This window comes from Polyangium mundeleinium, assembly GCF_028369105.1.
Taxonomy (GTDB): Bacteria; Myxococcota_A; Polyangia; order Polyangiales; family Polyangiaceae; genus Polyangium; species Polyangium mundeleinium.
Genome location: NZ_JAQNDO010000001.1, coordinates 2,609,417 through 2,635,915 on the forward strand (window position 1 = coordinate 2,609,417; position 26,499 = coordinate 2,635,915).

Sequence of the window (26,499 nt, forward strand, 5' to 3'; positions counted from 1 at the left end):
CAGGCTCGTTACGGCGCGAACGTCTTCGACTGGATCGAGGCGATGCCCGTGTCGACGTAGCGGGCCTGCGCCTCTGCGCCGGTGAGGTAGGTGTCGTAGCCCTTGTTGCCGCGGAGGTAGCGCTCGTAGAAGGCGGTGACGTAGGCGCGGGAGAGGGCGTTCACCGTGGCGTTGTCGAGCGTGGGCATCTTGCACGCGCTGCAGGCGACGCCGCAGGTCTGCGTGTTGTCGACGAAGCCGACGTGGTTCGCGCCGTTGATCGTGACGGCGATGCTCGGCGAGGTGGTCTCCGCGTAGAACGTGATGAAGTTCTCCGCGGCGGGCGCACACGCGGGCTGGAAGCCGCCGCTCATGCCGTCGAGCGTTTCGCCGAGGAACCCCGTGGGTTTGTCGATCGGAAGCTGCTCGCTCACGTTGATGCACGCGGGGGCCGTGCACGTCGGGTTCGGGTCGATCGGATTGCCGGGAGCGCCGTCGACCGGATCGAGGACGATCGAAGCCTGGAAGCGATCATCGAGCTTCGCGGCGTAGATGGCGAGCTTGCCGCCGAGCGAGTGCCCCGTGGCGCCTGCGAGCTTCGTATCGGCCTTGAGCTCGGGCTTCGACTCGACCCAATCGAGGGCGCTGATGATGTTCTGCGTGGCCTTCGTGTTGTCGTTGCCCAAGAACGACGTCGGATAGTCGGGCGTGACCGCGACATACCCGAAGCTCGCGAGGCGCCGGAGGTAGCTGTAGTACTGGCTCGCCGCGATCTGGAAGCCGTGCGCCACGACGACGACCGGATACGGCCCGCCGAAGGGGCCTGCCGTGGGATACGCCGCGTGCATCGGCACCGTGTCGCCGGTCGACGACTTCCACTGTTTGTCGTCCACTTCGGCGATCGTGAACGGCCCGTCCTTGTTCGGATCGAACACCTCCATCGGCATGCCGCCGCCCGCGCCCGCGCCGCCTTGCCCCGATCCACCCGCGCCGCCCTGGCCCATGCCGCCGTCTCCCCCGTCGCCGCCGGCTCCCCCGTCGCCGCCGCCGCCGCCCGGGCCCGACGTGCCCGAGCCGCTCCCCGCCGGCCCCGTGATGATCCCTCCCGTGAGACCGGTGTCACCCCCGCCCGTGCAAGCCGACGTGAACACGAGGCCTGCAAACCCCAAGACAATGCCGAGTTTCTGCATACGACGTGCGTAAGCCGACGCGGACGGAGCGTCAACGCGGTCACCCGAGGATGCAGGGCGCGATCAGGCCGTGAATTCGGTCGTCATCTGGATCCCCCAGTTCGTCGGGGGGCGGACCGCATAACTCAGCGCGAGGACCTCGATCAGCACGATGCGATAAATCTCGTGAACGTCGTCGACGTCCACCTCGCTCGCATTCGCTTCGAGCGCCGCGTCGACGTGCTCGTGGACGAACGAGAGCACATCGGGCTGCTCCATCGCGATGACGTCGTCGGAGTCGACCGCCTCGGCCGGATCAGCCATGCGGAGCTGTTCGTCGAGCTTGAGCGACTCTTCCACGCCGGCGAGCGCGAGGGGCGTGACCTCCGCGAGCTCTTCGCCAAACACGTTGTCGAAGGCGAGCCAGACGGCGAGCGTCAGAAAGTATCCGAGCGCGAGCGCGGTTTCATCGAGAGGTCCGCCGAGGACCTGCGCGATCCGATCCGCCATCGCAGGCTGCGTCTGCTCGAAGCGGGCGAACGCTTCGTCGAGCTTCTGCCGCGCCTCTTCGTCATCCTCCGCGAGCTGCTCCTCGACCTCCGAGAGGGCCCGCAAAGGGACCTGCGCGAAGGACGGTACCGGACGGATGGCAGCGCGGCGGACCCACACGGCGGAAACCTAGCACACGGCGACCTGGCGTTCTCGCGACATCGTCCACGGTCGCCAGGCGGACGTTACGGCGACAGCAAGCGGACACTGCCGCTCGGGATCCATCCCTCCGTCGCGCCCCACCGCACGTGAACGAGCCCGCCGCGCGCGTCGCCGACCTCGACGGCATGCGCCTCGGGGATCGGCTCGCCGCCGAGTGCTGTGCCGTGATCGTCGACGAGGTGGACCTCGGGCACGACGACGACACCCGCGCGCGTCGTGAGCCGAAGCCTGCGCGCGGCGATCGTGAGCGGCAAGAACACGAGGAGGAGCACGAGCGCCGTCGGCGCCATGATGCGGCCCGCGACGGAGAACGCAGAGGCGCGGCTCCGTCGGAGGAAGAGGCCGATCGAGAGGAGGATCGAGGCCGCGAGCGCGAGCAAGCTCCACGCGCGCTCGGACGCGAGGCCGATGACGGCACGATCGAGCGTGGGCCGCACCGTCGTCGCGTCCTTGCCGTGCCGCGCGCGCCTGCGCACGACCTCCGCGCGCACGAGATCGAGGGCGTGATCGGCCTCGATGTCGGAAGGACGAAGGCGGAGCGTCTCCTCGAAGGCCGCCGCGGCGCGACCGAGATCCCCAGGTCGATCCGCGCCAGCGCGCACGCGCGCGACGTAGGCGAGGCCGCGGCCGAAGCTCGCGTCGGGGTGCACGAAGCCCATGTCGGCGAGGGCCTCGAAGCGCTCGATCGCCGTGCCGTACGCGCCGCGACCGAGGGCCTCGGTGCCCTCGCGATGGAGCTCTTCGGGTGTCGCCGCGCGTGCGACGCTCGCGGACGCGAACCCGAGCACGAAGGCGATCGCCGCGGCCTGCCCGCGCCTCATCCCCGCGACCTCCCGGAGACGGCGAGGAGATCACGCACGACCGCGCGCCCGCGCTTCGAAAGCTCTTCCAGGCTCGACGCGCTCGCCCCGGGATCGAAGCGAAGCGCCGAGGCCTCGTCGAGCAGGCTCCGCGTGCGCGCCGCGAGGTCTTCGGAGACGCCTGCGTCTTCGAGCTCGGTCGTGAGATCGTCGAGCAGGATGCCGCGTGATTCGAGCGCGGTCGCGGCCTTGATCGCATGGTGGATCGCGCGCTCGATGGCCGCCGAGAGGGCCTTCGTGTCGCCTTGCTCGCGGGCTTGATCGGCCTCGTCGAGCGCGACGTTCGCGAGGCGCTCGGGCGAGGACGCGCCCGCGGCTCTGCGGGATCGGAGGCGCCGCGCGCCCGCGGCCGCAGCGGCGAGCATGCCGTATGCGAGAGGCGGCGCGGCGATCACGACGTAGAGGCTCGCGCCGTCGAAGAGAGGCGCGGAGGGCGCGACGAAGGCGCCGAGCGTGGCGCGCGGGGCAGGGAGGGTCGCGAAAGGATCGGCATCGCCTTTCGGGGCCGCGGGATCGGCGCCGGGCGCGGCGCTCGGGGAAGCGCTCGCGGACGATCGAGGATCGGGCGTGGCGGAGGGCGCGACGTCGACCTTGCCGAGCTCGACGCTCGCGACCTCGTACTGCTTTGACGACGGATCCCAGTACGGGAGATTGATCTTCCCGAGATCGACTTGGCCCGCCTCCTGGATGCGGACGACGTAGCCGAACGAGCGATACCCCGCGATGATCGCGCCTTGCGGGCCGATCGACTCGCGCTTCTCGGGATCGAGCCATTCGACGCCCGTGCGCGCTGGCACCGCGAGCGTCTGCGGGAAGTTGCCGTTGCCCTTCACCTGCACGCTGACCGCGATCGATCCGCCTTGCGTGAGGCGGCGCGGCTCGACGGTGGCCGAGAGCGAGAACCGACCGACGTCGCCGAGGACGTAGCCCGGCGGGCGGCCCGCGCGCGGCGGCTCGGTCACGCGCACGACGAGATCCTCGCTCGACCGATCGACCAGGCGGCCGACGCGTTGCCCCGAGAACTTGATGGTCATGGGGCCGACGTGCAGATCGCCCGTGCGGACCGGGAAGAGCGCGACGCGATCGATGAGGCGCGCCATGTACGTCTTGCCGCCCGCGCGCGTGCGGAAAGGTGGCTCGAAGCCGGGTGTCGATATCATCGACATGCGGATGAAGTCGGTCATCGACGCGTCGTGCGCGGGCGCCATCTCCACGTTCACGCGCTGGTAGACGTAAAACGACACAGTCACCTGCTCGCCGACGACGGCCTCTTTCTTGTCGGCGCGCGCATGCACGAACACGTACGGATCGGGCGCGGTCTTGAGCTCGAGCTTCTCGTCGAGCGCGGGCTGCGGCTCGTCGTCGTCGTCGTCATCCGCGAAAGGATCGTGGCCGCCGCCGAACCCGAACTGCCCGAAGATCCCAGGGCCGCCCGGCAAGAGGAACGGGCTCTGCGGTCTGCGCGAGCGGCCCGTCGAGGGGACGACCTCGACCTCGACCGTCTGTCCGGAGAAACGTTTGCCCGACCAGAGCACGCTCGGCGCGGGGATTTTTACGCGGCCCGGCGCGTTCGAGACGAGCTGCCAGCTCGCGTCGATGCCGAGGCGCGTGTTGCCGTTGATCGAGACCATCGAGGTGCCGACGGCCGGGCCGCCCTGGATCGTGGCGCCCGCGGGCGGCGCGAGGCGCGGATCACTCGGCATGGGCTCGCCAGGCGGGACGAGCGCGGAGAGCTGGATCGAGAAGGGCTCGCCGACCTCGACCTTGCGCGCGCTGACGCGGGTCGTGACCTGCGGCTCGGCATGCGCGATCGTTGCGACAGAAACGATCGCGGCCTGCGCGGCCAGAACCCACGCGAGCGCCCCGGCCCTCACTTGTCCTCCATCACGCGCCCGCGCCGCGTGCCGGCCTTCATCTTGGCCTCCTGCTCCTGGTAGGTCGGCGCCTCCTCGAAGCGATCGAGGATGCGATCTTCCTGGCCTGGCTGGGGCTCCGGCGACGCCGGTTGCGGCGGCGGAGGCGGCGACTGTCCGCCGTCCTGGCCTGCATCCTGGCCCGCGTCCTCCCCGCCGTCGCCGCCGCCGTCGTCGCCCGCGTCGTTGCCGCCGTCGTCGCCCGCGTCGTTGCCGCCGTCGCCCGCGTCGTTGCCGCCGTCGTCGCCGCCGTCGGACCCGTCCGAGCCATCGGATCCGTCGTCGCCGTCGGAGCCATCACTCGCGTCGTCGCCGCCGTCCTGGCCCGCGTCCTGGTTCGCGTCCTGATCGGCGTCCTGGCCCGCGTCCTTCTGATCCTCGATGCGGCGGAGCGCGATGGCGCGGTTCCACGCGGCGTCGCGCCCGATCCCGTCGGCGGCCGCGTCCTCGGGCAAACCCGGGATCAACGCGAGCGCGTCGTTGTAGTGGCGTACGGCTTCCTCGTACTTCTTCCGCAAGAATTCGAGGTTGCCCGCGAGGTAATGCGCGCGGGCACGCAGATCGATCGGGACCTTCGGATCCTCGGCGATCGCCCGCACGACGATGAGCGCACAGTCGACCTCGAGCGAGCGCATCGCGGCGAGCTGCTCCTCCTCGGGGCCGCCGTCGCTCTGCTCCTCCTCGCCGAAGCGCCGGCCGTACTTTTCCGCGACCGAGAAGAGCACGAGGCCGAGATCAAACGAGCCGTTGTACTTCTGGCGAACGGCGTCCGGCAGCCCGATGCCCGCGTCCGTGCACGGCCCCGTTCCGAGGTAACTTTCGAGCGCCTGCTCGGCCGATTCGAAGCGGCCCGCGTCGAGATCGGCGAGGGCCTGATCAACCGCAGGTGCGTTGCGTTCGAACGGCGAGCGAGGATCCCATCCGCTGCATCCGGACGCGAGCCAGGTCGCGCCGCCGACGACACAGGCGAGCGCGAAGAGAGCGATCGCTGCGGTCTTGGCGCGGTCGCGGAGCGCATTCGAGGCACGCGTGGCGCGGGCGACGCGCTCTTTGCGATCAGGCCGGGACACGACGCGCCTCCTTTCGTTTGCGCTCGCCGGTGCGCGGGATCGGCTTCGGCGCGGCCCTTCGACGGAGGATCCGGAGCGGCGCGTCCGTGATCAGCGCCTCGGCCACGAGCAAGAGGATCGCGAGCCCGAGCGGGTAGTAGTAGACGTCGGCGTAGACCGTCTCGATCTTCTCGGCGAGCTCGCTCTTCATCTGCTTGCGCAGATCCGCGGCGATCCGATCGATCCCGGTCGTGCCCTTGTCCGCCACGATGATCTCGCCGCCGGGCGTCGACGTGGCGATCGCCGCGAGCTGCTTCTCGCCGTTCACGGTGAGCGCCGTCGTGAGGGGTTTTCCGTTTCGGTCCGTCCGGAAGCCGACGACACGGCCGTCCTCGCCGACCTCGGGGATCCGCTCGGGTGTGCGGCCGCCGATCTGCACGACGTGCACCGTCGTGCCCTCGGCGCCGAGCTGGCGCGCGACGCCCGCCGGATCGCCCTCCAGATCCTCGCCGTCCGTCACGAGCAGGATGATCCGTTTGTGCTCCGACGATTTCGGATCTCGCTTCAAGAGGTCCCGCGCGAGGGTGAGGGCGCGGGCGATCGCGGTGCCGCCGATGGGCATGTCGTTCGGGTCGAGCTGGCGGAGGAACTGCGCGACCGCGGCGCCGTCGGCGGTGAGGGGAAAACCCATCGGCTCGCCGGCGAAGGCGACGGCGGCGAACCGCGCGCCTTCGAGCTCCTTCACGAGCCGCGCGACCTCGACCTTCGCGCGGAAGATGCGCGAGGGCTCGACGTCCCGCGCGTACATGCTCTTCGAGTAGTCGAGCACGAGGACCACGTCGACGTTCGTCGCCGGCACGAGGCGCGTCCCCTTGCCGTACTGCGGGCGCGCCGCCGCGAAGAACGCGAGCGCCGTGGCCATCACGAGGAGGACAGCTTTCCACGCGCGGCGCACGGAAGGATCACTCGTACGCAGCGCCTCGACGCGTTCGAGGTCGCCGAAGGCCTGCGCCGCGCGCCGCCGGTAGATCGCGCCGAGCGCGAGCAGGACCGCGACGAGGGCCGCGAGGGCCGTGCAGAAGAGGAAGACGGGCGCGCCGAAGATCACGGGAACCTCCGGAGCAGCCACGCCCGAAGCAGCGCGTCGAGGCCCACGAGCACGACGCCGGGGACGAGCAGGAACGGAAAGAGATCCTCGAACGAACCACGGCTCGCCTCGAAGCGGGTCTTCTCCAGCTTGTCGAGCACCGCGTGCATGCTCTGGGCGAGCGCCTGCGCGTCGGTCGCGATGTACGCCTCACCGTTCGTGGTCTTGGCGATCCACTTGAGCAGCTCGGGGTTCACGGGGTAGCGGCGGCGCACGTACCGCGGCTGGCCCAGAGGATCGAAGCCGTCCTCGACGTCGACCTCGTCGTCGTTGCCGATCTGGATCGTGCTGATCTGCGCGCCCACGCTGGTCGCGAGGTGCGTCGCGTACTGCGGCGAGACCAGGCCTTCCTTGTTGTCGCCGTCCGTGAGCAGCACGATCACCTTCGAGTGCGCGTCGCTCCGGCGGAGGCGCGCAACGGCCGTGGCGAGCCCGTCGCCGATCGCCGTGCTCGATCCGTCGATCACGTCGAGCGTCATCTTGCCGACGAGCTCGCTCAGGAGGTGGTAGTCGAGCGTGGGCGGCGAGAGGACATACGCGCTCTTGCCGAAGACGACGACGCCGATGCGGTCGGTCTTCCGGCGCGAGATGAAGTCCTGGAGGACGATCTTCGCCGTATCGAGCCGCGTGAGGCGCTTGCCGCGCGGCAGCGTGATCCGGCCTGGCAGGTCGCCCGGCTTGGCGTCGAGGATCGCGCGCATCGAGCCCGAGAGGTCGAGCGCGACCACGATGTCGATGCCTTTGTCGTCGCTGCGCTCGTCGCGCAGGATCGAGATCGGGCGCGCGATCGCGGTGACGAGCAGCGCGATCGAGACCGCGCGCAGCACGCCCGGCAGATCCCGGAGTTTTGCGCGCACGCCGCGCGGGCCCGTGACGAACGGCAGGACCGTGCCGACGCGCAGCCGCGGCGTGCGCTGGTCCTGCCCCGCCGTGCCCCACCAGAGCAGGAAGGGAACGATCGCCAGGCCGAGGAGCAACCACGGTAGCTCGAAGCTCGCGCTCTCCCAGACGTCACGTCGCGAGAGGAAGGGCCACGCGAGCGCGAGCGCGAGCACCACGAGGGTTTGCAGGAGGACGAGGGCGAACCGCTTCATGTCGACCCTCCCGCGGCTTCTTTGCGGCTCGTGGCCTCCCCGGATCCCGCCTGAGGCGGGGTCGTGTTGCGCACGATCGTGATGCCGCGCTCGAGCGCCGCGAGGCAGTCATTTTCGCTCGGCACGACACGCGCGAATTTCACGAGGTCGGCCTCTTCGAGGAAGCGCGTGATCGTGTCGAGCCCGCGCACCGGCGGTCGCACGCGCGCGAGCATCCGCTGCATCTCGTCGGTCGTGCTTTCGAGACCGTCGAAGCCGTACCGCGCGCCGAGGTACTTGCGCACGCAGTCGCTCACGCGGTCGAAGTATTCGTCGTTGCGTCCCTCGGCGATCAGCGTCGAAGCGCGGATCGCTTCGAGCTCCTCGATCGCCGCGATCCACGGCAGCTTCGGCGCCACGTACGGCACGGGCTTCGGGCGGCGCGACCAGCGCACGAAGAGCCACGCGCCGATCGCCGTGAGGATCGCCCCCACGAGCGCGCCCACCGCGAGCTGCTTGGCGAGCACCCACTCTTCGCGTTGCGATCTTCCCTCGGGGTTCGGTCGGACCTTCGGATCGAGCTCGTTCGCGATCGGATCCTCGATCAAGATCGGGTGCGGCGCCGTGCAGATGGTGACGAGATCCCCGCTCGCGCGCGCCAGCGTGATCGGCACGGGCGGCAGCATCATCACGTTGCGCCCCGGGTTCTTCGGCAGGGCCACGAACGGGATCGAAAGCTTCGTCGTGGAGGACGTCTCGCTCGCCTCCGTGACCGCGATCGGGCCTGCGCCGCCATCCGGGTCGGGCAGGACGAACCCTGCCTCTTCGAGCGCCTTGTACTGATCGCTGCTGCGCTCGACCCGAACACCGCCGGGCATCACGGTCTCGCCCTTGCCGTGCACGACCGTGATTTCCAGCGGCGCGGCCCAGCCGCTCGTCCCGCGCTCGGGGAAGGTCTCCGTGATCTTCGGCCGGCTCGCGCCCTCGGGGACACGCTCCACGCACGATGCCCACACCCGCGCGCCCGCGTCCGCGTCCGTCTCCTCGGCCAGCGCCGCGCGCGAAGCCGCGAAGGCCATCACCGCCGCCGCGAAGGCGAATGCCGAGAGACGCCTCGTCCTCGTCATCGCCGGGCCCTCCTCGCGCGCTTCGCGAAGAGCTGGCGCAGCGGCTCCACGTAGCTCTGGTCCGTGCGGATCGTGACCGTGTCGACTGCGAGCTTCTTGAAGAGCTTGTCCCGGTCGCGCCGCATCTTCCGCATCTCGGCCGCGTATCGCTCCCGCACCTTGCGATCCGAGGTGTCGACGAGCACCTGCTCGCCCGTCTCCAGATCCTCGAACGTCGCCAAGCCCACGTCCGGCAGCTCCGCGTCGCGCGGATCCTCGATCACGACCGGGATCACGTCGTGCTTGCTCGCCGCGAGCGCGAGGGCCCGCTCGTAGCCGTGGTCGAAGAAGTCGCTCACGACGAACGCGACGCTCCTGCGCTTCTGCACCTTCGAGAGCGTCTCCAGCGCGACCCGCAGGTTCGTCCCCGCGCTTTCCGGCTCGTGCCCCAGGATCTCGCGGACGACGCGCATCACGTGTTTGTCGCCCTTCTTCGGCGGGACGATCTTCTCCACGCGGTCCGTGGCCAGCACGAGGCCCACGCGGTCGTTGTTGCGGATCGCGCTGAACGCGCAGAGCGCGCAGATCTCCGCCGCGACCGCGGCCTTCGAGGCTCGCCGCGTCCCGAAGAGCTCGCTCTCCGACGCGTCGACCACGAGCATCACGGTCATCTCGCGCTCTTCGACGAAGACCTTCACGAAGGCCTCGTTCATGCGCGCCGACACGTTCCAGTCGATCCAGCGCACGTCGTCGCCGGGGTTGTACGCGCGCACTTCGCGGAACGAGAGCCCCTGGCCGCGGAACACCGACGAGTACGACCCCGAGAGCTGCTCGTTCGCGAGGTGGCTCGTCTTGATCTCGATCACGCGCAGCCGCTTCAGGAGATCCGCGGCACCGGCCTTCGCGCCGTCCTTCTTGCTCGCCGCTTCGGTCGGCGGGGGCTCGTCGCCGAGCCCGAAGAACGCACGGAGGCGCTCCCCGAAGCTCGGGCCCTTCGTCGCCCCTTTCTTCGTACGGCCGCGGGCCTTCACGGCACCTCGACCACCTCGAACACGCGCCGCACGACCTGCTCGGTCGTCACCTCTTCGGCCTCGGCCTCGTACGTGAGCACCATGCGGTGCCGCAAGACGTCCGGGCCCACGGCCTTCACGTCCTCGGGCGTCACGTACCCGCGGTGCCGTAAGAACGCGTGCGCCCGCGCCGCCAGCGCCAGCGCGATCGAGGCGCGCGGGCTCGCGCCGTACTCGATCATGCTCGCGAGCTCCTTCATGCCCTTCTGGCTCGGCTCGCGCGTCGCGAAGACCACGTCGACGATGTAGTCCTTCACGCGGTCATCCATGTAGACGTCGCGCACGACCTTGCGCGCGGTGACCAGCGTCTCGGGCTCGATGATCTTGTTCGCGCTCGCCTCGATGAGCCCCGTCGTGCGGTCGATGATCTGCCGCTCCTCCGCGCGCGTCGGGTACCCGACCTTCACCATGAGCATGAAGCGATCGACCTGCGCTTCGGGCAAACGGTACGTGCCCTCCTGCTCGATCGGGTTCTGCGTCGCCATGACCACGAAGGGATCGGGGAGCTTGTAGGTCGAGTCGCCGATCGTGACCTGCTTCTCCTGCATCGCTTCGAGCAGCGCGCTTTGCACCTTCGCCGGCGCGCGGTTGATCTCGTCGGCGAGCACGAGGTTCGCGAAGATCGGACCGAGCTTCGAGGAGAACTCGCCCTTCTGGTGGTTGTAGATGACCGTGCCGATCACGTCGGCCGGCAGGAGATCGGGCGTGAACTGGATGCGCGAGAACTTCGCGTGGATCGCATCGCAAAGCGTGCGGACCGTGAGCGTCTTCGCGAGCCCCGGCACGCCTTCGAGCAGGACGTGCCCGCCCGTGAGCAGGCCGATCAGGATCCGCTCGAGCATGTAGGTTTGCCCGACGATCACCTTGCCGACCTCGGCGATCAGGTTGTCGACGAAGGCACTTTCTTTCGCGACGAGTTCGTTCAGGGCGCGGACGTCGTGCATGGCATGAACCGGGGAAGCGTGTCTGGGCGGGCGTTACCGCAAGGCCGTCGTGGCGCGATCCCGCGCCTCGCGCGCGTGATCGTCGTGCGGCGTGCACATAGCAAGGCTCGCGGCGCGTGGACAGGCGCGGCGGCGCCTTTATTCCTGAAAGCGGCGCGCGGCGCTCGCTACATCGCCGAGATCACGTTGAGCACCGCGTTTCCGCGAATCTTGCCGTAGAGCTGCCAGATCTCGATCTTGTAGGCGCCCGGGGCCGAGGCGGTGAACTCGATCGGCGGCGCGCTCTGCGGCTTCCCCGTGGGGAGATCGCGCAGGACCCGCTCGATGATCACCTTGCCCGAGGGCGACTTGATCCGGACGTTGAACGGTGGATCCGCGTCATCGTCCGAGCGGAAGACGAGCTTGACCAGGTCCCCCACGCGCGCGGGGTCGGTCTTGCAGATCGTCTCGATTTCTCCGACGTTGTCGGTGATGGTCCGGGACACGTCGTTGCTCGTTCAGGCCTTCACGCTCTGATACGTCGCCCCCTCCCCGGCGGGAGCGGGCGACCGACGGACGACATTGTACGCACGGACAACGCCGGTTCGCGAATTTGGGGCGAACCGGAGTCCATGGTCAGCCAGCCTGGGGCCGCCAGCGCAGCCGCGGCTGCCGCGCCGCGCGTGCTTCGTCGAGCCTTCCGACAACGGTGTTGTGCGGCGCACCTTTCACGAGGGCCGGGTCTTCCTGGGCCTCGCGGGCGATGGCCTTCATCGCGTCGATGAACTCGTCGAGGGTCTCCTTCGTCTCGGTCTCGGTCGGCTCGATCATGAGCGCGCCCGGGACGACGAGCGGGAAGTAGATCGTCGGCGCGTGGAAGCCGTAGTCGAGCAGGCGCTTGGCCACGTCGAGCGTCTTGACGCCCGTCGCCTTCTCCAGGTCGACGTCGCTCAGCACGACCTCGTGCATGCACGCCTCCGGCACCGGCGCCGCGTACGTGTCCTTCAGCATCGCCCACAGGTAGCGAGCGTTCAGGACCGCGAGCGCGCTCGCCATCTTGAGGCCCTCGCCGCCCATCTCGCGCAGGTACGTGTAGGCGCGGATGAACATGCCGAAGTTGCCGTAGAACGCGCGCAGGCGGCCGATCGACTGCGGGCGATCGCGATCGAAGGCGAACGTGCCGTCGTCCTTGCGCACGAGCACGGGGCCGGGCTGGAAGGGCTCGAGGTGCTTCTTGAAGCAGACCGGGCCCGAGCCGGGGCCGCCGCCGCCGTGGGGCGTGGTGAAGGTCTTGTGCAGGTTGATGTGGATCACGTCCACGCCGATGTCGCCGGGGCGCGCGTGGCCCATGATCGCGTTCGTGTTCGCGCCGTCGCCGTACACGAGGCCGCCCTTGCCGTGCACGATCTCGATGATCTCGGGCAGGTGCTTCTCGTAGACGCCGAGCGTGTTCGGGTTCGTGATCATGAGGCCGCAGACGTCGTCGCCGCCTTCACGTTCGATCGCGGCGAGGACCTCCTGGGGCGTGACGACGCCGCCGGGGTTCTTCTCGATCTTCACCGCGACGAGGCCGTTCAGCGCGCAGGAGGCCGGGTTCGTGCCGTGCGCGCTCTCCGGGATGAAGACCTTCTTCGGGCTGCGACCCTTCGACGCGTGGTAGGCGCGCATCATCATGAGCCCCGTGAGCTCGCCCTGCGCGCCCGCCGAAGGCTGCAGCGAGCAGGCGTCCATGCCGCTCACCGCGGAGAGCATCTGCTGCACGTGCCACATGACCTCGAGCGAGCCCTGCGCGAGCTCGTCCGGCGTTTCGGGGTGCATCTTCAAGAAGGCCGGGATGCGCGCGGCCCACTCGTTGATCTTGGGGTTGTACTTCATCGTGCACGACCCGAGCGGATACAGCTGCGAGTCGATGCAGAAGTTCCACTGCGAGAGGCGCACGAAGTGTCGGAACGCCTCGGGCTCGCTCACCTCGGGCAGACCCGCGGCCTCCTTGCGCGCGAGCGCGCCGAAGTGCGCGGCCGGATCGACGTCCGGCACGTCGAGCGGGGAGAGCGAGGCGCCCGAGCGCCCCTTCGTACCCCGCTCGAAAATGGGGGGCTCGCGGAACTTGATTCCTTGCGGTTGAGGTCGTGCCATTTCGCAATCTCGCTCGGGCGAGGAAACGTCCCCGAGCCTCCTGTCAGGGGTTCGCCGGCTCCTCGGGCGCGCCCTGTTCCTTGTTCTCCGAATCCCAGTCGCCGCCGCCGAGGTCGGAGGCTCCCGTGCCGCCGATCGACGCGAGGTCCGGGTTCACGTTGCGCTGCTTGACCGCATCCCAGGGCTCGCCGACCTCGTCCTTGTCGAAGCCGATCTCGCCGGCGAACGTGTCGTCGACGTTGTCACCCGCGGGGCGCTTGTACTTGAAGTAGCCGCGGCCGTTTTTCGCCGCGTTGGGGCCGACGAGGCCCGTGGTGTACTCGGTCCACTCGAACTTGATGACGTCGCCCGTGGCTTCGCCCTTCAGCTTGCCCCACTTGTCCTTGTGCGGGCGGATCCACTTGCCCTCGACGGCGTTGCCGTCCTGGACGAGGTGCAGGTAGCCGTAGAGCTCGCTGAAGTAGACGCCGGTCCAGCTCGCGCCGGACGGCATGTCAGCAGGCTGCAGATCCGGGGCTTTTGCGCCTCCCGAGCCACCTGCGCAGCCCACCGTGGAAAGAGGAGCGCTCACGAGCGCCATCGCCGTCACGACCAACCAGAGCGAACGCTTCCATTTCATGGGGCCGGGAGCCTAGCACAGGCAGGTGCGCCCTCGCGCGAGCCTCGAAACGAGAGTCGAGCAAGGAGCGGGCCCACAGACGCCCGATGATCGAGGGCGAGGACCGGGGCACCGCCGAGCCGAGGCGGGAGCTTGGTAGCGCACCGAGCCGTGGTGAGCCAGGCATCGAGGCCAAGGTCCCGGGCACGATCGAGGGTCGCCGTGTCGAAGCGGGCGTGGTCGGCCAGGCAGAGGACGGCGCGCGGGTGGATGCCCAGACGGTCGAGCGCGGTGAGCAAGCGATCGGGGCGCGCGATGGCCACGAGGAGGCCAACGCGTCGTGAAGCGAGGGAAGCGAGGTCGTGACGGTGGCCGGTCGCGTCGAGGGCGCCGTCGATCGAGGAGGCGAGCGGCACGGCGGACGCGGGCAGGGCAGGCGAGCACGTGCCGCCGAGCGCGACGACGTGATCGGCCGCTTCGAGCAGTGCAGCGGCAGGGGCGCGGAGATCCCCGAGCGGCGGGCAAACGCCGGCGCCGAACGGAGATGCGCCGTCGAGCACGAGCACGGCGTCGTCGAGGCGACGCGGGGAGGTCTGGAGGAGGCCGTCCACGACGAGCAAGGTTTTTCCGGACCGTACCGCGAGCGCGAGGGCCTCGGCGCGTCGCTTCGCCACGAAGACGGGCGTGTTCGTGGCGGCGAGCGCGCGTGCTGCGCAGAGAGCGTCGTCGCCGACGAGGTCGACGGCGTCCGTCGGGAGGACGTGGCGCGGCGCAGCTACGCGCGCACGGTAGCCGTGTCCGATCAGCGCGACGTCGTGACCTTCGAGCGCGAGCGCGCGCGTGAGTTCGATCGCGACGGGCGTCTTGCCCGCACCACCGAGGACAGCGCCGCCGACGCCGATGATCCGCGCGCCTTCGGGGAGCGCCACGGGGCGGGCGACGCGCGCGGCGGCGATCGCGGCCCATGCGCTCGCGAGCGCGCGACCGGGCAGGGAAGGCTCGATCCCACGCTCGAGGCGTCGCGCGATGCGGGCGCGGAGGGCGTCCATGGTGCTCGCCCCGAACGTAGCGCGCGGCGCGCAAGGCGGCGACGCGGCTCGTTCGCTGTCGACGGCGCGCGCGGGATCGCGTAGGGCAAGAGGCGTGGAGGTTCGTCGATGAAACGTTCGTCCTTCTGGATCGCGGTCTTCGGGCTCTCGGCTTTTGCGTTCGTCACGCCTGCGCGAGCGGACGTCGTCGGGCCGCCGCCGGACGATTGCCCTGAGGGCACCGAAGGCGCGACCTGCCACGGCGGGCCTTATTGCAGCCCCGTCGAGTGCACCTCCGATGCGGAGTGTGGCAACGGCGAGACGTGCAAGGACAAACCGCTTTGTGTCTCCACGATCTCCTGCGCCGGCCTCTTGCCGCCCGACGCGAACCCCATGGACTACGAGCGCGCGAAGATCGAGAGCCCGTGTCCGAACGGCAACGAGTGCACCCAGGGCGCGACCTGCAAGACGCAGAAGGTGTGTGTCCCCGCGGCGTCCTCGTCGGGCTCGGCGTCGTCGTCCGACAGCGAGGGCGCGTGCGGGTGTCGGCTCGCGCCGAGCGCGCCGCGCGAAGCCTCGTTCGGGGCGCTCGCGCTCGGGGCGCTCGGGGCTGCGACCTTCGCGCGCCGCCGTCAACGCGCGGAGGCGGCGCCGCGAGCTTCGCGGCAGCGGCGCGCGTAACCCGAGGCGAGCGCGTCGATGCCCGGCGCGCCGTCGGGGTGTGCGCGCAGATAGTCGAGCACGAGCCCCTCGCGCGCCTTCTCCGGCGCCGCCCAGTAGCCCCCTTCGAACTCGTAGCGCACGCGCGCCGAAGAGCCGACGCCGAGCGCGCGGCGCAGGCCGAGCTCCAGCGACAGCGCTGCGGCCTCCGCGGCGAGCGCGCGCTCCGTGATCACCTCACAGCTCTCGTCCTCACCGCCGCGCGGCTCCACCCGCAGCCCCTCGGCCACGTGCGTGAGCAAGTGCCCGACCCGCGCGGCGGCCTCTTCCGTTCCGAGCGCCTCGTCGATCAGCACGGCGCCCGACGTTGTCACCGACGACACGCCGATGCGGCCGAAGCAAAACGAGATTCCGCCCTTCGCGAGCGCTTGGTCCCTCGCGCGCGCCCCCGCGGGGACGTCCCCGAGCTTCGCGAGGATCCCCTCGGCCCGCGCGTCGTCCGCGCGAAACCCTGCGGGGCACGTGCTCGCGCGTGGCGTCTCCGAGCGGCATCCGAGCGCGAAGCATGGAGCAAGAACGAAGAGAACGAAGAGCACGAGTGCAACGCGAAGGCTGTGTGCGCGCGGCGTGACGACGTCGCGCTTTCTCGGGCGAACCACCGGACAAGGTGGGCCTTCTGGAGATCCTGTAAAGAGAATCACCTTGGATCGCTGTCGTCTCCGGTTGCGGTCAGCCGCGCTATCAGCCTACCGTAGGCAAGCGGTCGCGCGATGAACGGAAACCTGAAGAAGCTCGTTCACCACACCGAAGAGGCAGTAAGCTTCGGACTTTCGACCGTTTGCAAGAGGCTCGGCGCCGGCGTGCTCATGCGCGTCAAGGCGCAGGACGTCTTTCGAACGGAGGGCAACGGGCTTTCGGAGGAGCTCCTCCAGTTCGTCTCCCGCGCCACGTTTGACTTCGTCGCGGTGGATGCCGAGCGCATGCCGCTCTTCGTCGTCCAGTACGACGGCACCTCGCACCCGACGGACGTCGCGAGCGTCAAGCAGCAGCAGGAGAACGAGATCTGCCGCAAGCTACTCCTGCCGCTCGTGCGTGTGCACGCCTTCCACCTCTCGAAGAAGCACCACAGCGTCGAGATCATGACGTTGATGCTCGAGAGCTGGTTCGCCTCGAAGGGCATGCCGAGCGGCGGGGAGAAGTCGCGCTCATTCCGCAGCGGCGAGATCGATCTCTTCGGCACCGCGGGGCCCGGCTCGACGGCGTCGCTCTCGGCCACCTCCGCGGCTGATTTTGATCCGACCTCGGGCGCGCTCGGCGACGTGCGCAAGAACATCCGCCGCATCTACGAGTCGGGCAAATGCAAGAGCCCCGTCGCGTCCTCTGTGATCGGCGTCGACGCGGCCGGCAACTTCCACGCCGTCGGGTTCGTCCGCGTCACCGACGAGGCCGTGGCGAGCTCGAAGATCGCCATGCGCAACCAGCTCTTCCCCGCGACGACGAACACGCTCGTCGACGAGATGCTCCTCTACGAGCTCTATCAAGAGCTGCTCGAATGCATCCGCGGCCGCGGCCGCCTCGTCTCGCGCGCCGAGCTCGGCGCCACGATCGCGGCCTTCCGCATGCGTTACAAGGTCAAGGCCATCCCGCCGAGCATGCCGCCTGGCTCTTTCTGAGCCTGCCGCGTTCTCGCCCGGCTGGGTTTTTCCTTTCGCAACGGCTTTTCGCGACGTTTTCGCGCGGCACGAGCGCCCCGTCCGGGGTGCCTCTCCCTTCGCCCACGTGAGTCGGGTACCCTCGGCGTGTCCGAGGTGGCCATGAATTCCCGAGCTTCTGCCCTTCTCGCCTTCGCCGCGGTTCTTTTCGCCGGTTCGAGCGCGTTTGCCCACGCCGTGCTGATGAACCCGCAACCCCTCACGAACGACGACAACGCGAAGAGCGGCCCGTGTGGCTGCTACTTCGGCGCCGGGCCCGAGGACCCCGCCGAAGATAGCTCCGCCTCGGCGTGCCCGGCCTCGGGCTACAAGGTCAGCGACCTCGTCGTGGGACAGACCGTCCAGGTCACGTGGAAGGAGACGGTCAACCACAACGGCAAGTTCCGCGTGGCGATCTCGACGAAGTCGATCGACACGGTCAAGCGCGCCGATCTCGACGCTTCGGTGTTTTACGAGGGCGCCGACGCGAATTCACAGTCGGGCGGGCTCGTGAGCACGACGATCACGGTGCCCGACACGCCTTGCGAGAACTGCGTGCTCCAGCTCCGCCAGTACATGGAAGGCGCCTCGAAGCCTTATTACTACTCCTGCGCCGCCATCAACATCGTCGACCCGAACGCGAGCGGCAGCAGCTCGTCGAGCTCGACGGCGGCTTCGTCCTCGAGCTCGACCGGCGCAGGTGGCGCGGGCGGCGCGGGCGGCGGCGGCATGGGCGGCTCGATCCCGGACGACGTCGGCCCCGGCCCCGCGCCTTTCCAGGAGAACCAGCCGTCCGGGATTTGCAGCGCTTCGCCTTCGGCGCCCGGATCTCCCGCCGCGCTCGCGCTCGTCCTCGCCGGCCTCGTGGCCCGCGTGGCGCGCAAGAAGACGCGGCGGTGAGGGGATAGGCGCGATCAGCTGAGCGACGCGCGCGCGGCTTCGACCGTGCGCGTGATGTCTTCGTCGGTGTGCGCCGCCGAGAGGAACGCCGCCTCGTATTGCGACGGAGGCCAGTAAATGCCCCGCGAGAGCATGCCCGCGTGCCAGGTCGCGAAGCGCTTCGTGTCGCTCTGCGAGGCTTCGGCCCACGAGCGCACGGGTTTGTCGTTGAAGAACAGCGTGATCATCGAGCCCACGCGCTGCACCGTGGCCGGCACGCCCGCCTTCGCGGCCGCGTCCTTGAAGCCCGCTTCGAGCGCGGCGCCGAGCCGCTCGACCTTCTCGTACACCTCGGGCACGAGCCGCTCGATCGTCGCGAGCCCGGCCGCGACCGCGACGGGGTTTCCGCTCAGCGTACCGGCCTGGTACACGGGCCCGAGCGGCGCGACCACGTTCATCACGTCTTCCCGGCCGCCGTAGGCGGCGAGCGGCATGCCGCCGCCGATGATCTTGCCGAGCGTCGTGAGATCCGCGCGCAGGCCGTAGCGCTCCTGCGCGCCGCCGCGCGCGAGGCGGCAGCCCGTCATCACCTCGTCGAAGATCGAGAGCGCGCCGTGCTTGCGGCAGAGGGCGATGATCGCTTCGAGGAAGCCGGGCTCGGGCGGCACGCAGCCCATGTTGCCGACGACGGGCTCCACGATGACGGCCGCGATCTCGCCGCCGCGGGCCGCGAAGAGCGCTTCGAGCGCCGGGATGTCGTTGAACGCGAGCGTCAACGTCGTCTTCGCGGTGCCCTCGGGCACACCACCCGAATCGGGGACGCCGAACGTTGCGAGGCCGCTCCCTGCTTTGACCAGCAAGTGATCGGCGTGACCGTGGTAGCAGCCCTCGAACTTCACGATGACGTCGCGACGCGTGAAACCACGCGCCACGCGGATTGCGCTCATCGTCGCTTCGGTGCCGGAGGACACGCAGCGGAGCTTCTCGATGCCCGGGTAAAGCGCGCGCACGGCCTCGGCGAAGCGCACCTCGCGGGACGTTGGCGCACCAAACGAGAGCCCGCCTTCCGCGGCCTCCTGCACGGCGCGGATCACGTCGGGGTGCGCGTGGCCGAGCAGCGCCGGGCCCCACGAGCCGACGTAATCGACGTACTCGCTGCCATCTTCGCCGAAGACACGCGCACCCTTGGCGCGCGCGATGAACACGGGGTTCCCGCCGACAGCGCGGAAGGCGCGGACGGGGCTGTTGACGCCGCCGGGGATGACGGCGCGAGCGCGCTCGAAGAGGGCCTGAGAGATCGTGTCGGACATGAGGCCGGTGACTATGCGCGCCTTGGGTTCGGGGGCAAGTCCGAGGTATCCTGCGGCGGGCTTTCTTCGCGCCGCGGTCTTTCGCGGCTGCGTTTTTCCCAGGGGAATCCATGGCGAGAACACCGCTGTTTCGATCCTTGTCCCGCCTCCTCCAGATCAGCCGGGCCGCGCGCCAGACCGGCATCCCCGCATCCGAGATCCTCGCGATGCAGCGCGAGCGCGCAGCCTTGCCGCGCCGTCGTTTCCTGGAGATGAGCGCCGCGGCGCTCACCTTGCCGATCGCGGCGAGCGCGTGTGGAGGCGAAGATCCTCCGAAGCCGCCGCCCGCCGGCGAGCCGACGATCGCCATCGTGGGCGGCGGCATCGCGGGCCTGCACTGCGCGTATCGGCTGAAGAAGCTCGGCGTCACGGCGACCGTGTACGAGGCTTCGAAGCGCATCGGCGGCCGCATGTACAGCGACCGCGCGACGTTCCCTGACGGCCAGCACTGCGAGCTCGGCGGCGAGCTCATCGACACGGGCCACGAGACGATGCACGACCTCGCGGCCGAGCTCGGGATCGACCTGCTCGATTACAAGGAAGACGATCCGGGCCTCGAACACCTCGTCGCCCACATCGGGGGCACGAAGCTCACGGAGGCCGAGATCCTGTCGGGATTCGAGCCCATCGCAGCGAAGATCGACGAGGCCCTCGCGACGCTCACCGATCAGGAAGACCTCTTCGTTTATTACGACAAACCGAACGGCGGCGAAGCGCTCGACGCGCTCTCGCTCTCGGCGTGGCTCGATCAGATCGGGGCGAGCGGGCCGGTGCGGACGTTGCTCGAGGTCGCGTACAACATCGAGTACGGCCTCGAGCCCGACGTGACGAACGTGCTCAACATGATGTTCCTGATCTCGACGGACACCTCGTCCTTCGAGGTCTTCGGCGACAGCGACGAACTCTTCCACGCGAAGGACGGCAACGACGCGTTCCCCACGCGCCTCGCCGAGGACCTGAACCCCGAGCAGATCGAGCTCGAAGCGGCGCTCGTCTCGCTCCGCGAGGAGGCGGACGGGCGGTACGTGCTCACGTTCTCGCGCGGGAGCGGCACGTTCGAGGTCACGGCCGATCACGTGGTGCTCGCGCTCCCGTTCACGAAGCTGCGCGAGGTGACGCTCGACGTCGAGTTGCCCGAGGTGAAGAAGCGCGCCATCGACGAGCTCGGCTACGGCACGAACGCGAAGTTGATGGTGGGTTTTTCCTCGCGCCCGTGGCGCGACGCCGGGTCGAATGGCGAGACGTTCTCGGATCTGCCGTACCAGTCGTCGTGGGAGACGAGCCGCCTGCAGCCGGGCGCGAGCGGCATCCTGACGAATTTCGTCGGCGGCGATCGAGGCGTTCAGATCGGCATGGGCACCCCCGAGGAGCGCGCGGCCGAGTTCCTGAATGAAATCGACCAGGTTTTTCCTGGAACCAAAGCGGCCCACAACGACAAGGTCGCGCGGTTCCACTGGCCGACGCAGCCGTTCACGCTGGGGAGCTATTCGGCCTACAAGGTCGGGCAATACACGACGATCACCGGGGCCGAGTCGCTGCGGGTCCGGAACATCCATTTCGCCGGCGAACACACGAGCCTCGACGCGCAAGGCTACATGGAGGGAGGCGCGCTCTCGGGGGCCATCGTCGCGGACGAGATCGCTGGGGATCTCGGGATCTCGACGCAAAAGCTCTTGCGCGGGCAGGAGGAGCGGCCGCGATCGTTGTGGCTGCCGGGTGACCGCATTCTCTCGCGGGCGCGGGCGGCGCGCACGCATCGACGGTGGAAGACGGCCCGGCGTCGGGCGCGCTGATTCGATTCGTCACCCACCCCCACAACGCGCCACCGCCGACAGCATCTTCAAAAGCGTCGCCCCTTCCCGCACGAGCGCGGGCACGTCGCGCAGCGTCGTCCCCGCGTCCGCCTTGTGCGTATGCCCGTACAGCCCCGTCACGTAAATGCCCTGACAACCGCCCGCGGGCAGGCGTTTGGCCAGGGCGAACGCTTGCTCGTACGGGATCACGTCGTCGTCCGCGCCGTGGATGAAATGAACGGGGCAGCGGATGTCCCCGAGCAGCGGGCCGGGATCGAGCCACGTGAATGCGTCGCCCGATCGGCCGAGCGCCGCGTCGACGAGCGCCTTCGTGTCACCCGAGACGCCCGTCGCGGCGAAAAACAAGGGCCGATGCGCCGGCGCGAGTTCGTCTGCGACCGCTCGCGCAATGGCTTGCCATTTCCCGTCGACCTTCATTTCGGGCCGCCCCCACGTCGCCTCCACGTATTTCCGCAGCGCGGCGACGAGCGGCGCGGGATCGTCGGGTTTGTCGTCGAGCCAGGGCAGGAGGTTCATGAACACGACGGGGCGGTTCAGCGGGTCGTGCGCGGCGCCGGGGCGGCCGTGGATGCAGAATCGAAGCGTGTCCCCGAAATCGGCATATCCGCCGAAGACGATCAAGGTTCCCACCTCGGAGGCGAGGCCCGAGCGCGCCGCGAGCCAGAGCGAGGGGAGTGAGCCGAACGAAATGCTGAAGACGCCCGGCCGACCCGGCGGGCGGCCCGGGAGCGCGAGCAGCGCTGAAAATGCCCGCGAAAGGTCGTCGAAGACACCTTCGCCGAGCACGAGCGACGTGAAATCGGGCAAACGCGGCGCGAGCACCGTGAGGCCTGCGTTCGCGAGGATCCGCGCGAAGCGGTCCATCCGCGGATCGAGCGGGCCGAGGTAATGGAGGCCCGGCACGAGCAGCAGCGAGCCCACCGGCGCGTGACGCCGGGATCGATACACGAAGGCTGAAAACGCGCGATCCACGGCGCGGCGACCTTCGAGAGAGAGCTCTTCGCGCGTGACGTCATGGGGCGCTGCCTGCCCGTCCGTCCAGGGACCGAGCCAGCGCCCGAGCTCGATCATCGTCCGCAGATCCACGAGCGGCCGCACGCGCGACATATTTCTCCTTTCGCGAGCCAGCACCCGCGACGCCCACGACGATAGCCTTGGTCACGGCTCCTGGAAAACGCGCGTGCCACTTCGTTCTATAAGTGTTTGGCATCACGATCATAGGCTTCGCTCGAAATTTGTTGCGACGCAGCAATCGGGTTGGATCTTGCTCTTGTCGTCGGAAAGGAGCCCAAAGGAGGGACGGTTTGCTACCCTCGGGGGGCCATGGCCGGGGATCGAGATGCGGACATCGCCGTCCTCGCGACGGGCGCCCTCTTTCACGGCGCCTACGAGGTCGTGCGCTGCATCAAGGCCGGCGGCATGGGCGCGGTGTACGAGGTTTTGCAGAAGAACACCGAGCGACGCCGCGCGTTGAAGGTGATGCTGCCGAGCCTCGTGAGCGACCCCGAGATGCGCGCCCGCTTCGAGCTCGAAGCCAAGATCGCGGCCGGGATCGAGAGCGAGCACATCGTCGAGACGCTCGACGCCGGCGTGGACGAAGCGACCGGCATGCCGTTCATCGTGATGGAACTCCTCAAGGGCGAGGAGATCGGCGCCCTGCTCAAGGTGCGCAAGCGCCTGCCGCCCGAGGAGGTCGTCACGCTCCTGCACCAGGCCGCGCTCGCGCTTGATCGCACGCACGCCGCCGGCATCATCCACCGCGATCTCAAGCCGGAAAACCTGTTCCTGACGCGCCGGGACGATGGATCGCCGCGCCTCAAGATCCTGGATTTCGGCGTGGCGAAAATCGTGGCCGACGGAACAGGAAGCTCGAACACGACGAAGAGCGTCGGTTCGCCGCTCTACATGGCCCCCGAGCAAATTGCCGGGGAGGCCATCGGGCCCCACGTCGATCGGTATTCGCTCGCCCACATCGCGTTCACGATGCTCGTCGGAAAACCGTACTGGGCGCGTGAACGCAAGTCCGCCCAGGGGCTTTATCCCTACCTGATGCTGGTGGCGCGTGGCGCGCAGGTGCCGGCGAGCGAGCGCGCGAAGGAGCTCGGCGTGAGCTTACCCCCCGCGTTCGACGGCTGGTTCTCCCGGGCCACCGCGCTCGACACGAGCACGCGTTTCGACGGCTCGGTGACCATGGTCGCTGCGCTCGCGGACGCCTTCGAGGTCAAACCCCCCGCGGCCTCGGCCCCGCCGCCCGGCACGCGCGCGGTGCTGCCTTCGATCGTGCTCGAACCGGCGCGTGAACTACCGCTCTCCCTGCCGCCGCCGGCCGACGGCGTCATCACCGCGACCGCGCCGCCCATCCCCGCGCACGTCGCGGCCATTGAGGCGAGCGGGCCCTCCCCCCTGCCTTCGTCGCTGGAGCCGCCCCCCGAGTCGACATCGCCCGGCGCGGACCCTTCGGCGCCGGCGCTGACCCGTTCGAGCGGCGAGCCGCTGAGCTCTCCGGCGGAGCCGCGGTCCAGGCGGCGCTCGTCGGTCACGCCCCTCTTCGCGCTCGTGCTGCTCTTCGCGGGCGTGGGCGCGGTCGGCGCCGCGTTCGCGTTCTGGCCCAAGGGCGGGCCGCTCGGGACCTTGCCCTTGTCCTCGCCCACCATGGCGCCGACGCCGAGGTCCGGGCCGACGGCCTCGTCCCCGGCGCCCGCGGCCGTCGTCCCCGCCGCGCACGCCAGCGCCGAGCCGACCACGAGCCCGGAGCCTCCGGCCTCCGCGTCGGCCGCGCCCGCCGGGGAGCCTCTGCCCTCGTCGTCGTCGGCCACGCCCGTCGCGTCGGCCGCGTCCTCGGACAAACCCGTCTCTCCGCTCCCCTCGACCAGCGGGTGGAACCGCGGCAAGCCCGCGGGCACCGGCACGTCGAAGACCCCACCCAAGGGGAAAAACCCGCTCGATGAATATTGAATGTCCGCTCCCGGCGTCGCTCACGCGAGTGTTCGCCGTCTCCGCGCTGGTGATCGTCTCGGTGTGCCCCAGGCGCGCGCTCGGTGAGGAACAGCCTCGGGATCCTGCGGCGGCCGAGGCGCTCTACCTGAGCGGGCGCAAGCTCGTGACCGACGGCAACTGGGCCGAGGGCTGCGCGAAGTTCGAGGCGAGCATGGAGCTGAACCCCGCGGCGAGCACGCTGATCAACATCGCGAAATGCCGCGAGCACGAGGGCAAGCTGACGCAGGCGCTCGTCGACTACCGCCGCGCGGTGCAGCTCAACCAGGACACGCTCGGCGAGGAGCGCAAGAAGCAGCTCGAACAGGTGGCGAAGGACGGGATCGCGGAGATCGAGCCGCGCCTCGCGCGCGTGGAGCTCGTGGTGAACGCGCGGCCCGAGGGGCTCGAGGTCGCGCGCGACGGGATCCGCCTGCCGCTCGCGGCGCTCGGCGAGACGATCCCGCTCGACCCGGGCAAACACATGTTCGAGGCGAGCGCCCCGGGCTTCGAGACGATCGAAAAAAACATCGAGCTGGCGGAAGGCCAGAAGGCGACGGTGGAGCTCGCGCTCGTGCCCGCCGCGGCGGCCGTGAAGAAGCCGGCCCCGCCGCCCCCGGGCAAACCCAACCCGCCCCCGACCTCGGGCGGCGTGCCGGCCTGGGCGTTCGTCGCGGGCGGGTTCGGGCTCGTGGCGGTCGGCGCCGGCGTGTACTTCCGCTTCGATCAGATGGCGGCCGAGGAGAGGATCCAGGCGAACTGCCCGGGTACGCCGCCCGTTTGTGATCCCACGAAAGAGTACCGACCCGACGACGACAACACGCGCAAGGACCGAAGCTTCTACCTCTTCGTGGGCCTGACGGCGGTCGGCGCGGTGGGGATCGGGGCGGCGGTGGTCGGCATCGCGCGCGGGCTCTCGCAGAAGAAGCCACAGGCGCAGAGCCTGCACGTCGTGCCCTACATCGGGCGCGGCGACGGCGGGCTCGTGCTCCAGGGAGCGTTCTGACGATGGCGAAAGGGCACTCTCAAGGGCTCACGCTCGCGCTGCTGGGCGTCGTGCTCTCCGGCTGTCCGATCGACGACGCGCAGGTCGGCGAGGCGGGATCGTCGAGCAGCAGCGGCGGCATGACGACGTCGTCGAGCTCGGGAAGCGGCGGCGCAGGCGGGGTCGGAGGTGTCGGCGGAGGCGGCACAGGCGGGGTCGGCGGCGCCGGCGGCGGAAGTGGTGGCGCGGGCGGGATCGGCGGCGCAGGCGGAAGCGGCGGCATGGGCGGCGGTTGTCCCGTGGAACCCGGCTTGCCCGGGAGCTGCGACGTGGCCGGTTGCCCCGCGTGCCCGGCGCTCGTGATGTTCGCGACCGGGACCCAGGGCGGCCTCACGAAGCAGTTCCAGTCGAAGGACGGCTGGACGATGGAGACGCCCGTACGCGAGAAGAGCGACGATCCGCCGGCGTTCGTGATCCTCCCCGGCCAGAAGGCCGGCGTCGCGCTTCTGCGCAGCAGCGAAGGCGTGACGAAGGATCGGATCCGCGCGTCGAAGTGGACCGAGGCGGGCGGCTTCGGGCTCGTGACGAACGTGGGGGCGAACGTGACCACACGGGCCACGCCCGGGATCGCGGCGTCGAGCGCCGCGGCGCACATCGTCTACCAGGACGTGAGCAACAATCGCTACTGGTACGCGGCGTACACGCTGGCCAGCGGGTTCACCACGACGAACGAAGAGGTGAAGGTCGGAGCCGGCACGTACAGCGTGGGAGATGCGGCCGCGGCGATCACCGTGCTCGGCATGGATCCCGTGATCACGAACGACGGGTGGAGCGATCCGAACCTGTACACGCAGCGCCGTGCGGCAGGCGTGTGGGAAGCGGCGACCCAGCACATCGCGGGGTTCGACGTCGGCGACACCACGCCCGCGTTCGCGGCGCTCACGGATGCACAAGGCCCCGAGCTCGTCCTCGTCTTCACGCGCGCGAACGACAAGCAGCTCGTGTTCCTCACGCGCAAGGGCGGGACGTGGAGCACGACGCCGGTCGAGATCTCCGGCGCGAAGTCCACGGATCTCGCGCTGCTTGCGTTGCCTTCGGGCGGGGCGTTGCTCACCTACCGCGAGGTCGCCACGGGCAACCTGCACTGGGCGCGCTTCGACGGCGTGGCCTTCTCGGCCGTGGAGAATCTCGCGCTCAAGGCGATGGGCCGGCCCGCGCTCGCGCTCGGCGCGGGGGACGCCGAGGCCGAGCTCGTCTACGTGGACACGACCGGCAAGGCGCAACATGCGCGCCTGCAGAACGGCGCGTTCACGACGCCCGTGGTCGTCGGCGGGACGAACCTCGTCGGCGTGGCGATCGCGACGAACCTTTGAGCTGCTGAACCGA

Annotated in this window: 24 protein-coding genes; 7 read left to right on the forward strand and 17 right to left on the reverse strand. The window is 69.6% G+C overall.

Features of this window, described 5'->3' with window-relative positions; genetic code table 11:
• Positions 1 to 8: 8 nt before the first annotated feature.
• The 14 genes from POL67_RS10555 to POL67_RS10620 all read right to left on the reverse strand — a co-directional run bounded on the left by POL67_RS10555 (position 9) and on the right by POL67_RS10620 (position 14,783).
• Entirely contained in the window at positions 9 to 1,169 is a 1,161-nt protein-coding gene (locus POL67_RS10555) for an alpha/beta fold hydrolase (RefSeq protein ID WP_271917117.1), read from the reverse strand.
• A 63-nt stretch (positions 1,170 to 1,232) separates the two neighbouring features.
• Entirely contained in the window at positions 1,233 to 1,817 is a 585-nt protein-coding gene (locus POL67_RS10560) for a hypothetical protein (RefSeq protein ID WP_136929406.1), read from the reverse strand.
• 65 nt (positions 1,818 to 1,882) lie between these two features.
• The gene (locus POL67_RS10565; RefSeq protein ID WP_271917119.1) at positions 1,883 to 2,680 is read right to left on the reverse strand and encodes an outer membrane protein assembly factor BamD; all 798 of its coding nucleotides are present in this window, start codon (positions 2,678 to 2,680) and stop codon (positions 1,883 to 1,885) included.
• Positions 2,677 to 4,593, reverse strand: a complete 1,917-nt coding sequence (locus POL67_RS10570) for a BatD family protein (protein WP_271917120.1) — start codon at positions 4,591 to 4,593, stop codon at positions 2,677 to 2,679. The genes POL67_RS10565 and POL67_RS10570 overlap by 4 nt, the downstream gene beginning before the upstream one ends.
• Positions 4,590 to 5,702 (reverse strand): tetratricopeptide repeat protein, encoded by a 1,113-nt coding sequence (locus POL67_RS10575; protein ID WP_271917122.1) that lies wholly within the window; start codon positions 5,700 to 5,702, stop codon positions 4,590 to 4,592. Before POL67_RS10575 ends, POL67_RS10570 begins: the two co-directional genes overlap by 4 nt.
• Positions 5,689 to 6,789, reverse strand: coding sequence for a vWA domain-containing protein (locus POL67_RS10580; protein WP_271917123.1), 1,101 nt, complete (start codon positions 6,787 to 6,789; stop codon positions 5,689 to 5,691). Before POL67_RS10580 ends, POL67_RS10575 begins: the two co-directional genes overlap by 14 nt.
• Positions 6,786 to 7,922 (reverse strand): vWA domain-containing protein, encoded by a 1,137-nt coding sequence (locus POL67_RS10585; protein ID WP_271917124.1) that lies wholly within the window; start codon positions 7,920 to 7,922, stop codon positions 6,786 to 6,788. The genes POL67_RS10580 and POL67_RS10585 overlap by 4 nt, the downstream gene beginning before the upstream one ends.
• Positions 7,919 to 9,028 (reverse strand): hypothetical protein, encoded by a 1,110-nt coding sequence (locus POL67_RS10590; RefSeq protein WP_271917125.1) that lies wholly within the window; start codon positions 9,026 to 9,028, stop codon positions 7,919 to 7,921. The genes POL67_RS10585 and POL67_RS10590 overlap by 4 nt, the downstream gene beginning before the upstream one ends.
• Positions 9,025 to 10,038 (reverse strand): DUF58 domain-containing protein, encoded by a 1,014-nt coding sequence (locus POL67_RS10595; RefSeq protein WP_271917126.1) that lies wholly within the window; start codon positions 10,036 to 10,038, stop codon positions 9,025 to 9,027. Before POL67_RS10595 ends, POL67_RS10590 begins: the two co-directional genes overlap by 4 nt.
• Entirely contained in the window at positions 10,035 to 11,021 is a 987-nt protein-coding gene (locus tag POL67_RS10600; protein ID WP_271917127.1) for an AAA family ATPase, read from the reverse strand. The genes POL67_RS10595 and POL67_RS10600 overlap by 4 nt, the downstream gene beginning before the upstream one ends.
• 167 nt (positions 11,022 to 11,188) lie before the next feature.
• Complete coding sequence (locus POL67_RS10605) at positions 11,189 to 11,506, reverse strand: p24 family protein (protein WP_136929413.1); 318 nt, start codon at positions 11,504 to 11,506, stop codon at positions 11,189 to 11,191.
• Between the two features lie 130 nt (positions 11,507 to 11,636).
• On the reverse strand, positions 11,637 to 13,136 hold the full coding sequence (gcvPB, locus tag POL67_RS10610; protein ID WP_271917128.1) for an aminomethyl-transferring glycine dehydrogenase subunit GcvPB: 1,500 nt from the start codon (positions 13,134 to 13,136) through the stop codon (positions 11,637 to 11,639).
• 43 nt (positions 13,137 to 13,179) lie between these two features.
• Positions 13,180 to 13,755 carry a hypothetical protein gene (locus tag POL67_RS10615; protein ID WP_271917129.1) on the reverse strand — a complete coding sequence of 192 codons (576 nt, stop codon included), beginning with the start codon at positions 13,753 to 13,755 and terminating at the stop codon, positions 13,180 to 13,182.
• Entirely contained in the window at positions 13,752 to 14,783 is a 1,032-nt protein-coding gene (locus POL67_RS10620) for a tetraacyldisaccharide 4'-kinase (protein WP_271917131.1), read from the reverse strand. The genes POL67_RS10615 and POL67_RS10620 overlap by 4 nt, the downstream gene beginning before the upstream one ends.
• A gap of 108 nt (positions 14,784 to 14,891) precedes the next feature.
• Here POL67_RS10620 and POL67_RS10625 point away from each other — a divergent pair, with 108 nt between their 5' ends.
• Positions 14,892 to 15,443 (forward strand): hypothetical protein, encoded by a 552-nt coding sequence (locus POL67_RS10625; protein WP_271917132.1) that lies wholly within the window; start codon positions 14,892 to 14,894, stop codon positions 15,441 to 15,443.
• Here POL67_RS10625 and POL67_RS10630 read toward each other — a convergent pair.
• The gene (locus POL67_RS10630; RefSeq protein ID WP_271917133.1) at positions 15,395 to 16,018 is read right to left on the reverse strand and encodes a hypothetical protein; all 624 of its coding nucleotides are present in this window, start codon (positions 16,016 to 16,018) and stop codon (positions 15,395 to 15,397) included. The two genes, POL67_RS10625 and POL67_RS10630, sit on opposite strands and share 49 nt — an antisense overlap.
• A 174-nt stretch (positions 16,019 to 16,192) precedes the next feature.
• On the opposite strand from POL67_RS10630, the gene POL67_RS10635 reads away from it, so the two are divergent.
• Together POL67_RS10635 and POL67_RS10640 are read left to right on the forward strand one after the other, a co-directional pair.
• Positions 16,193 to 17,095 carry a DUF2726 domain-containing protein gene (locus POL67_RS10635; protein ID WP_271917134.1) on the forward strand — a complete coding sequence of 301 codons (903 nt, stop codon included), beginning with the start codon at positions 16,193 to 16,195 and terminating at the stop codon, positions 17,093 to 17,095.
• A 141-nt stretch (positions 17,096 to 17,236) separates the two neighbouring features.
• A complete protein-coding gene (locus POL67_RS10640; protein ID WP_271917135.1) occupies positions 17,237 to 18,013 on the forward strand; it encodes an SCE4755 family polysaccharide monooxygenase-like protein in 777 nt (258 codons plus the stop codon).
• Between the two features lie 14 nt (positions 18,014 to 18,027).
• Here the strand turns inward: POL67_RS10640 and hemL are convergent, their stop codons facing one another.
• Entirely contained in the window at positions 18,028 to 19,302 is a 1,275-nt protein-coding gene (gene hemL, locus POL67_RS10645; protein ID WP_271917136.1) for a glutamate-1-semialdehyde 2,1-aminomutase, read from the reverse strand.
• A gap of 137 nt (positions 19,303 to 19,439) precedes the next feature.
• Here hemL and POL67_RS10650 point away from each other — a divergent pair, with 137 nt between their 5' ends.
• A complete protein-coding gene (locus POL67_RS10650) occupies positions 19,440 to 21,134 on the forward strand; it encodes a flavin monoamine oxidase family protein (RefSeq protein WP_271917137.1) in 1,695 nt (564 codons plus the stop codon).
• A gap of 9 nt (positions 21,135 to 21,143) precedes the next feature.
• Here POL67_RS10650 and POL67_RS10655 read toward each other — a convergent pair whose 3' ends face one another.
• Positions 21,144 to 22,262, reverse strand: coding sequence for an alpha/beta hydrolase (locus tag POL67_RS10655; RefSeq protein ID WP_271917138.1), 1,119 nt, complete (start codon positions 22,260 to 22,262; stop codon positions 21,144 to 21,146).
• 216 nt (positions 22,263 to 22,478) lie between these two features.
• Between POL67_RS10655 and POL67_RS10660 the strand changes: the two genes are divergently transcribed.
• The 3 genes from POL67_RS10660 to POL67_RS10670 are packed head-to-tail and all read left to right on the forward strand — an operon-like array spanning position 22,479 to position 26,486.
• The gene (locus POL67_RS10660) at positions 22,479 to 24,110 is read left to right on the forward strand and encodes a serine/threonine protein kinase (protein WP_271917139.1); all 1,632 of its coding nucleotides are present in this window, start codon (positions 22,479 to 22,481) and stop codon (positions 24,108 to 24,110) included.
• Positions 24,100 to 25,134: a PEGA domain-containing protein gene (locus POL67_RS10665; protein WP_271917140.1), complete on the forward strand. Its 1,035-nt coding sequence runs from the start codon at positions 24,100 to 24,102 to the stop codon at positions 25,132 to 25,134. The genes POL67_RS10660 and POL67_RS10665 overlap by 11 nt, the downstream gene beginning before the upstream one ends.
• A 2-nt stretch (positions 25,135 to 25,136) precedes the next feature.
• Positions 25,137 to 26,486: a hypothetical protein gene (locus POL67_RS10670; RefSeq protein WP_271917141.1), complete on the forward strand. Its 1,350-nt coding sequence runs from the start codon at positions 25,137 to 25,139 to the stop codon at positions 26,484 to 26,486.
• Positions 26,487 to 26,499: the final 13 nt, after the last annotated feature.

Bases quoted from the DNA above. Each gene is read 5' to 3' on its own strand.
- POL67_RS10555 (WP_271917117.1), bottom strand. From the start codon at position 1,169: ATGCAGAAACTCGGCATTGTCTTGGGGTTTGCAGGCCTCGTGTTCACG.
- POL67_RS10565 (WP_271917119.1), bottom strand. From the start codon at position 2,680: ATGAGGCGCGGGCAGGCCGCGGCGATCGCCTTCGTGCTCGGGTTCGCG.
- POL67_RS10585 (WP_271917124.1), bottom strand. From the start codon at position 7,922: ATGAAGCGGTTCGCCCTCGTCCTCCTGCAAACCCTCGTGGTGCTCGCG.
- POL67_RS10590 (WP_271917125.1), bottom strand. From the start codon at position 9,028: ATGACGAGGACGAGGCGTCTCTCGGCATTCGCCTTCGCGGCGGCGGTG.
- POL67_RS10600 (WP_271917127.1), bottom strand. From the start codon at position 11,021: ATGCACGACGTCCGCGCCCTGAACGAACTCGTCGCGAAAGAAAGTGCC.
- gcvPB (WP_271917128.1), bottom strand. From the start codon at position 13,136: ATGGCACGACCTCAACCGCAAGGAATCAAGTTCCGCGAGCCCCCCATT.
- POL67_RS10615 (WP_271917129.1), bottom strand. From the start codon at position 13,755: ATGAAATGGAAGCGTTCGCTCTGGTTGGTCGTGACGGCGATGGCGCTC.
- POL67_RS10620 (WP_271917131.1), bottom strand. From the start codon at position 14,783: ATGGACGCCCTCCGCGCCCGCATCGCGCGACGCCTCGAGCGTGGGATC.
- POL67_RS10625 (WP_271917132.1), top strand. From the start codon at position 14,892: ATGAAACGTTCGTCCTTCTGGATCGCGGTCTTCGGGCTCTCGGCTTTT.
- POL67_RS10635 (WP_271917134.1), top strand. From the start codon at position 16,193: ATGAACGGAAACCTGAAGAAGCTCGTTCACCACACCGAAGAGGCAGTA.
- POL67_RS10640 (WP_271917135.1), top strand. From the start codon at position 17,237: ATGAATTCCCGAGCTTCTGCCCTTCTCGCCTTCGCCGCGGTTCTTTTC.
- hemL (WP_271917136.1), bottom strand. From the start codon at position 19,302: ATGTCCGACACGATCTCTCAGGCCCTCTTCGAGCGCGCTCGCGCCGTC.
- POL67_RS10655 (WP_271917138.1), bottom strand. From the start codon at position 22,262: ATGTCGCGCGTGCGGCCGCTCGTGGATCTGCGGACGATGATCGAGCTC.
- POL67_RS10660 (WP_271917139.1), top strand. From the start codon at position 22,479: ATGGCCGGGGATCGAGATGCGGACATCGCCGTCCTCGCGACGGGCGCC.
- POL67_RS10665 (WP_271917140.1), top strand. From the start codon at position 24,100: ATGAATATTGAATGTCCGCTCCCGGCGTCGCTCACGCGAGTGTTCGCC.
- POL67_RS10670 (WP_271917141.1), top strand. From the start codon at position 25,137: ATGGCGAAAGGGCACTCTCAAGGGCTCACGCTCGCGCTGCTGGGCGTC.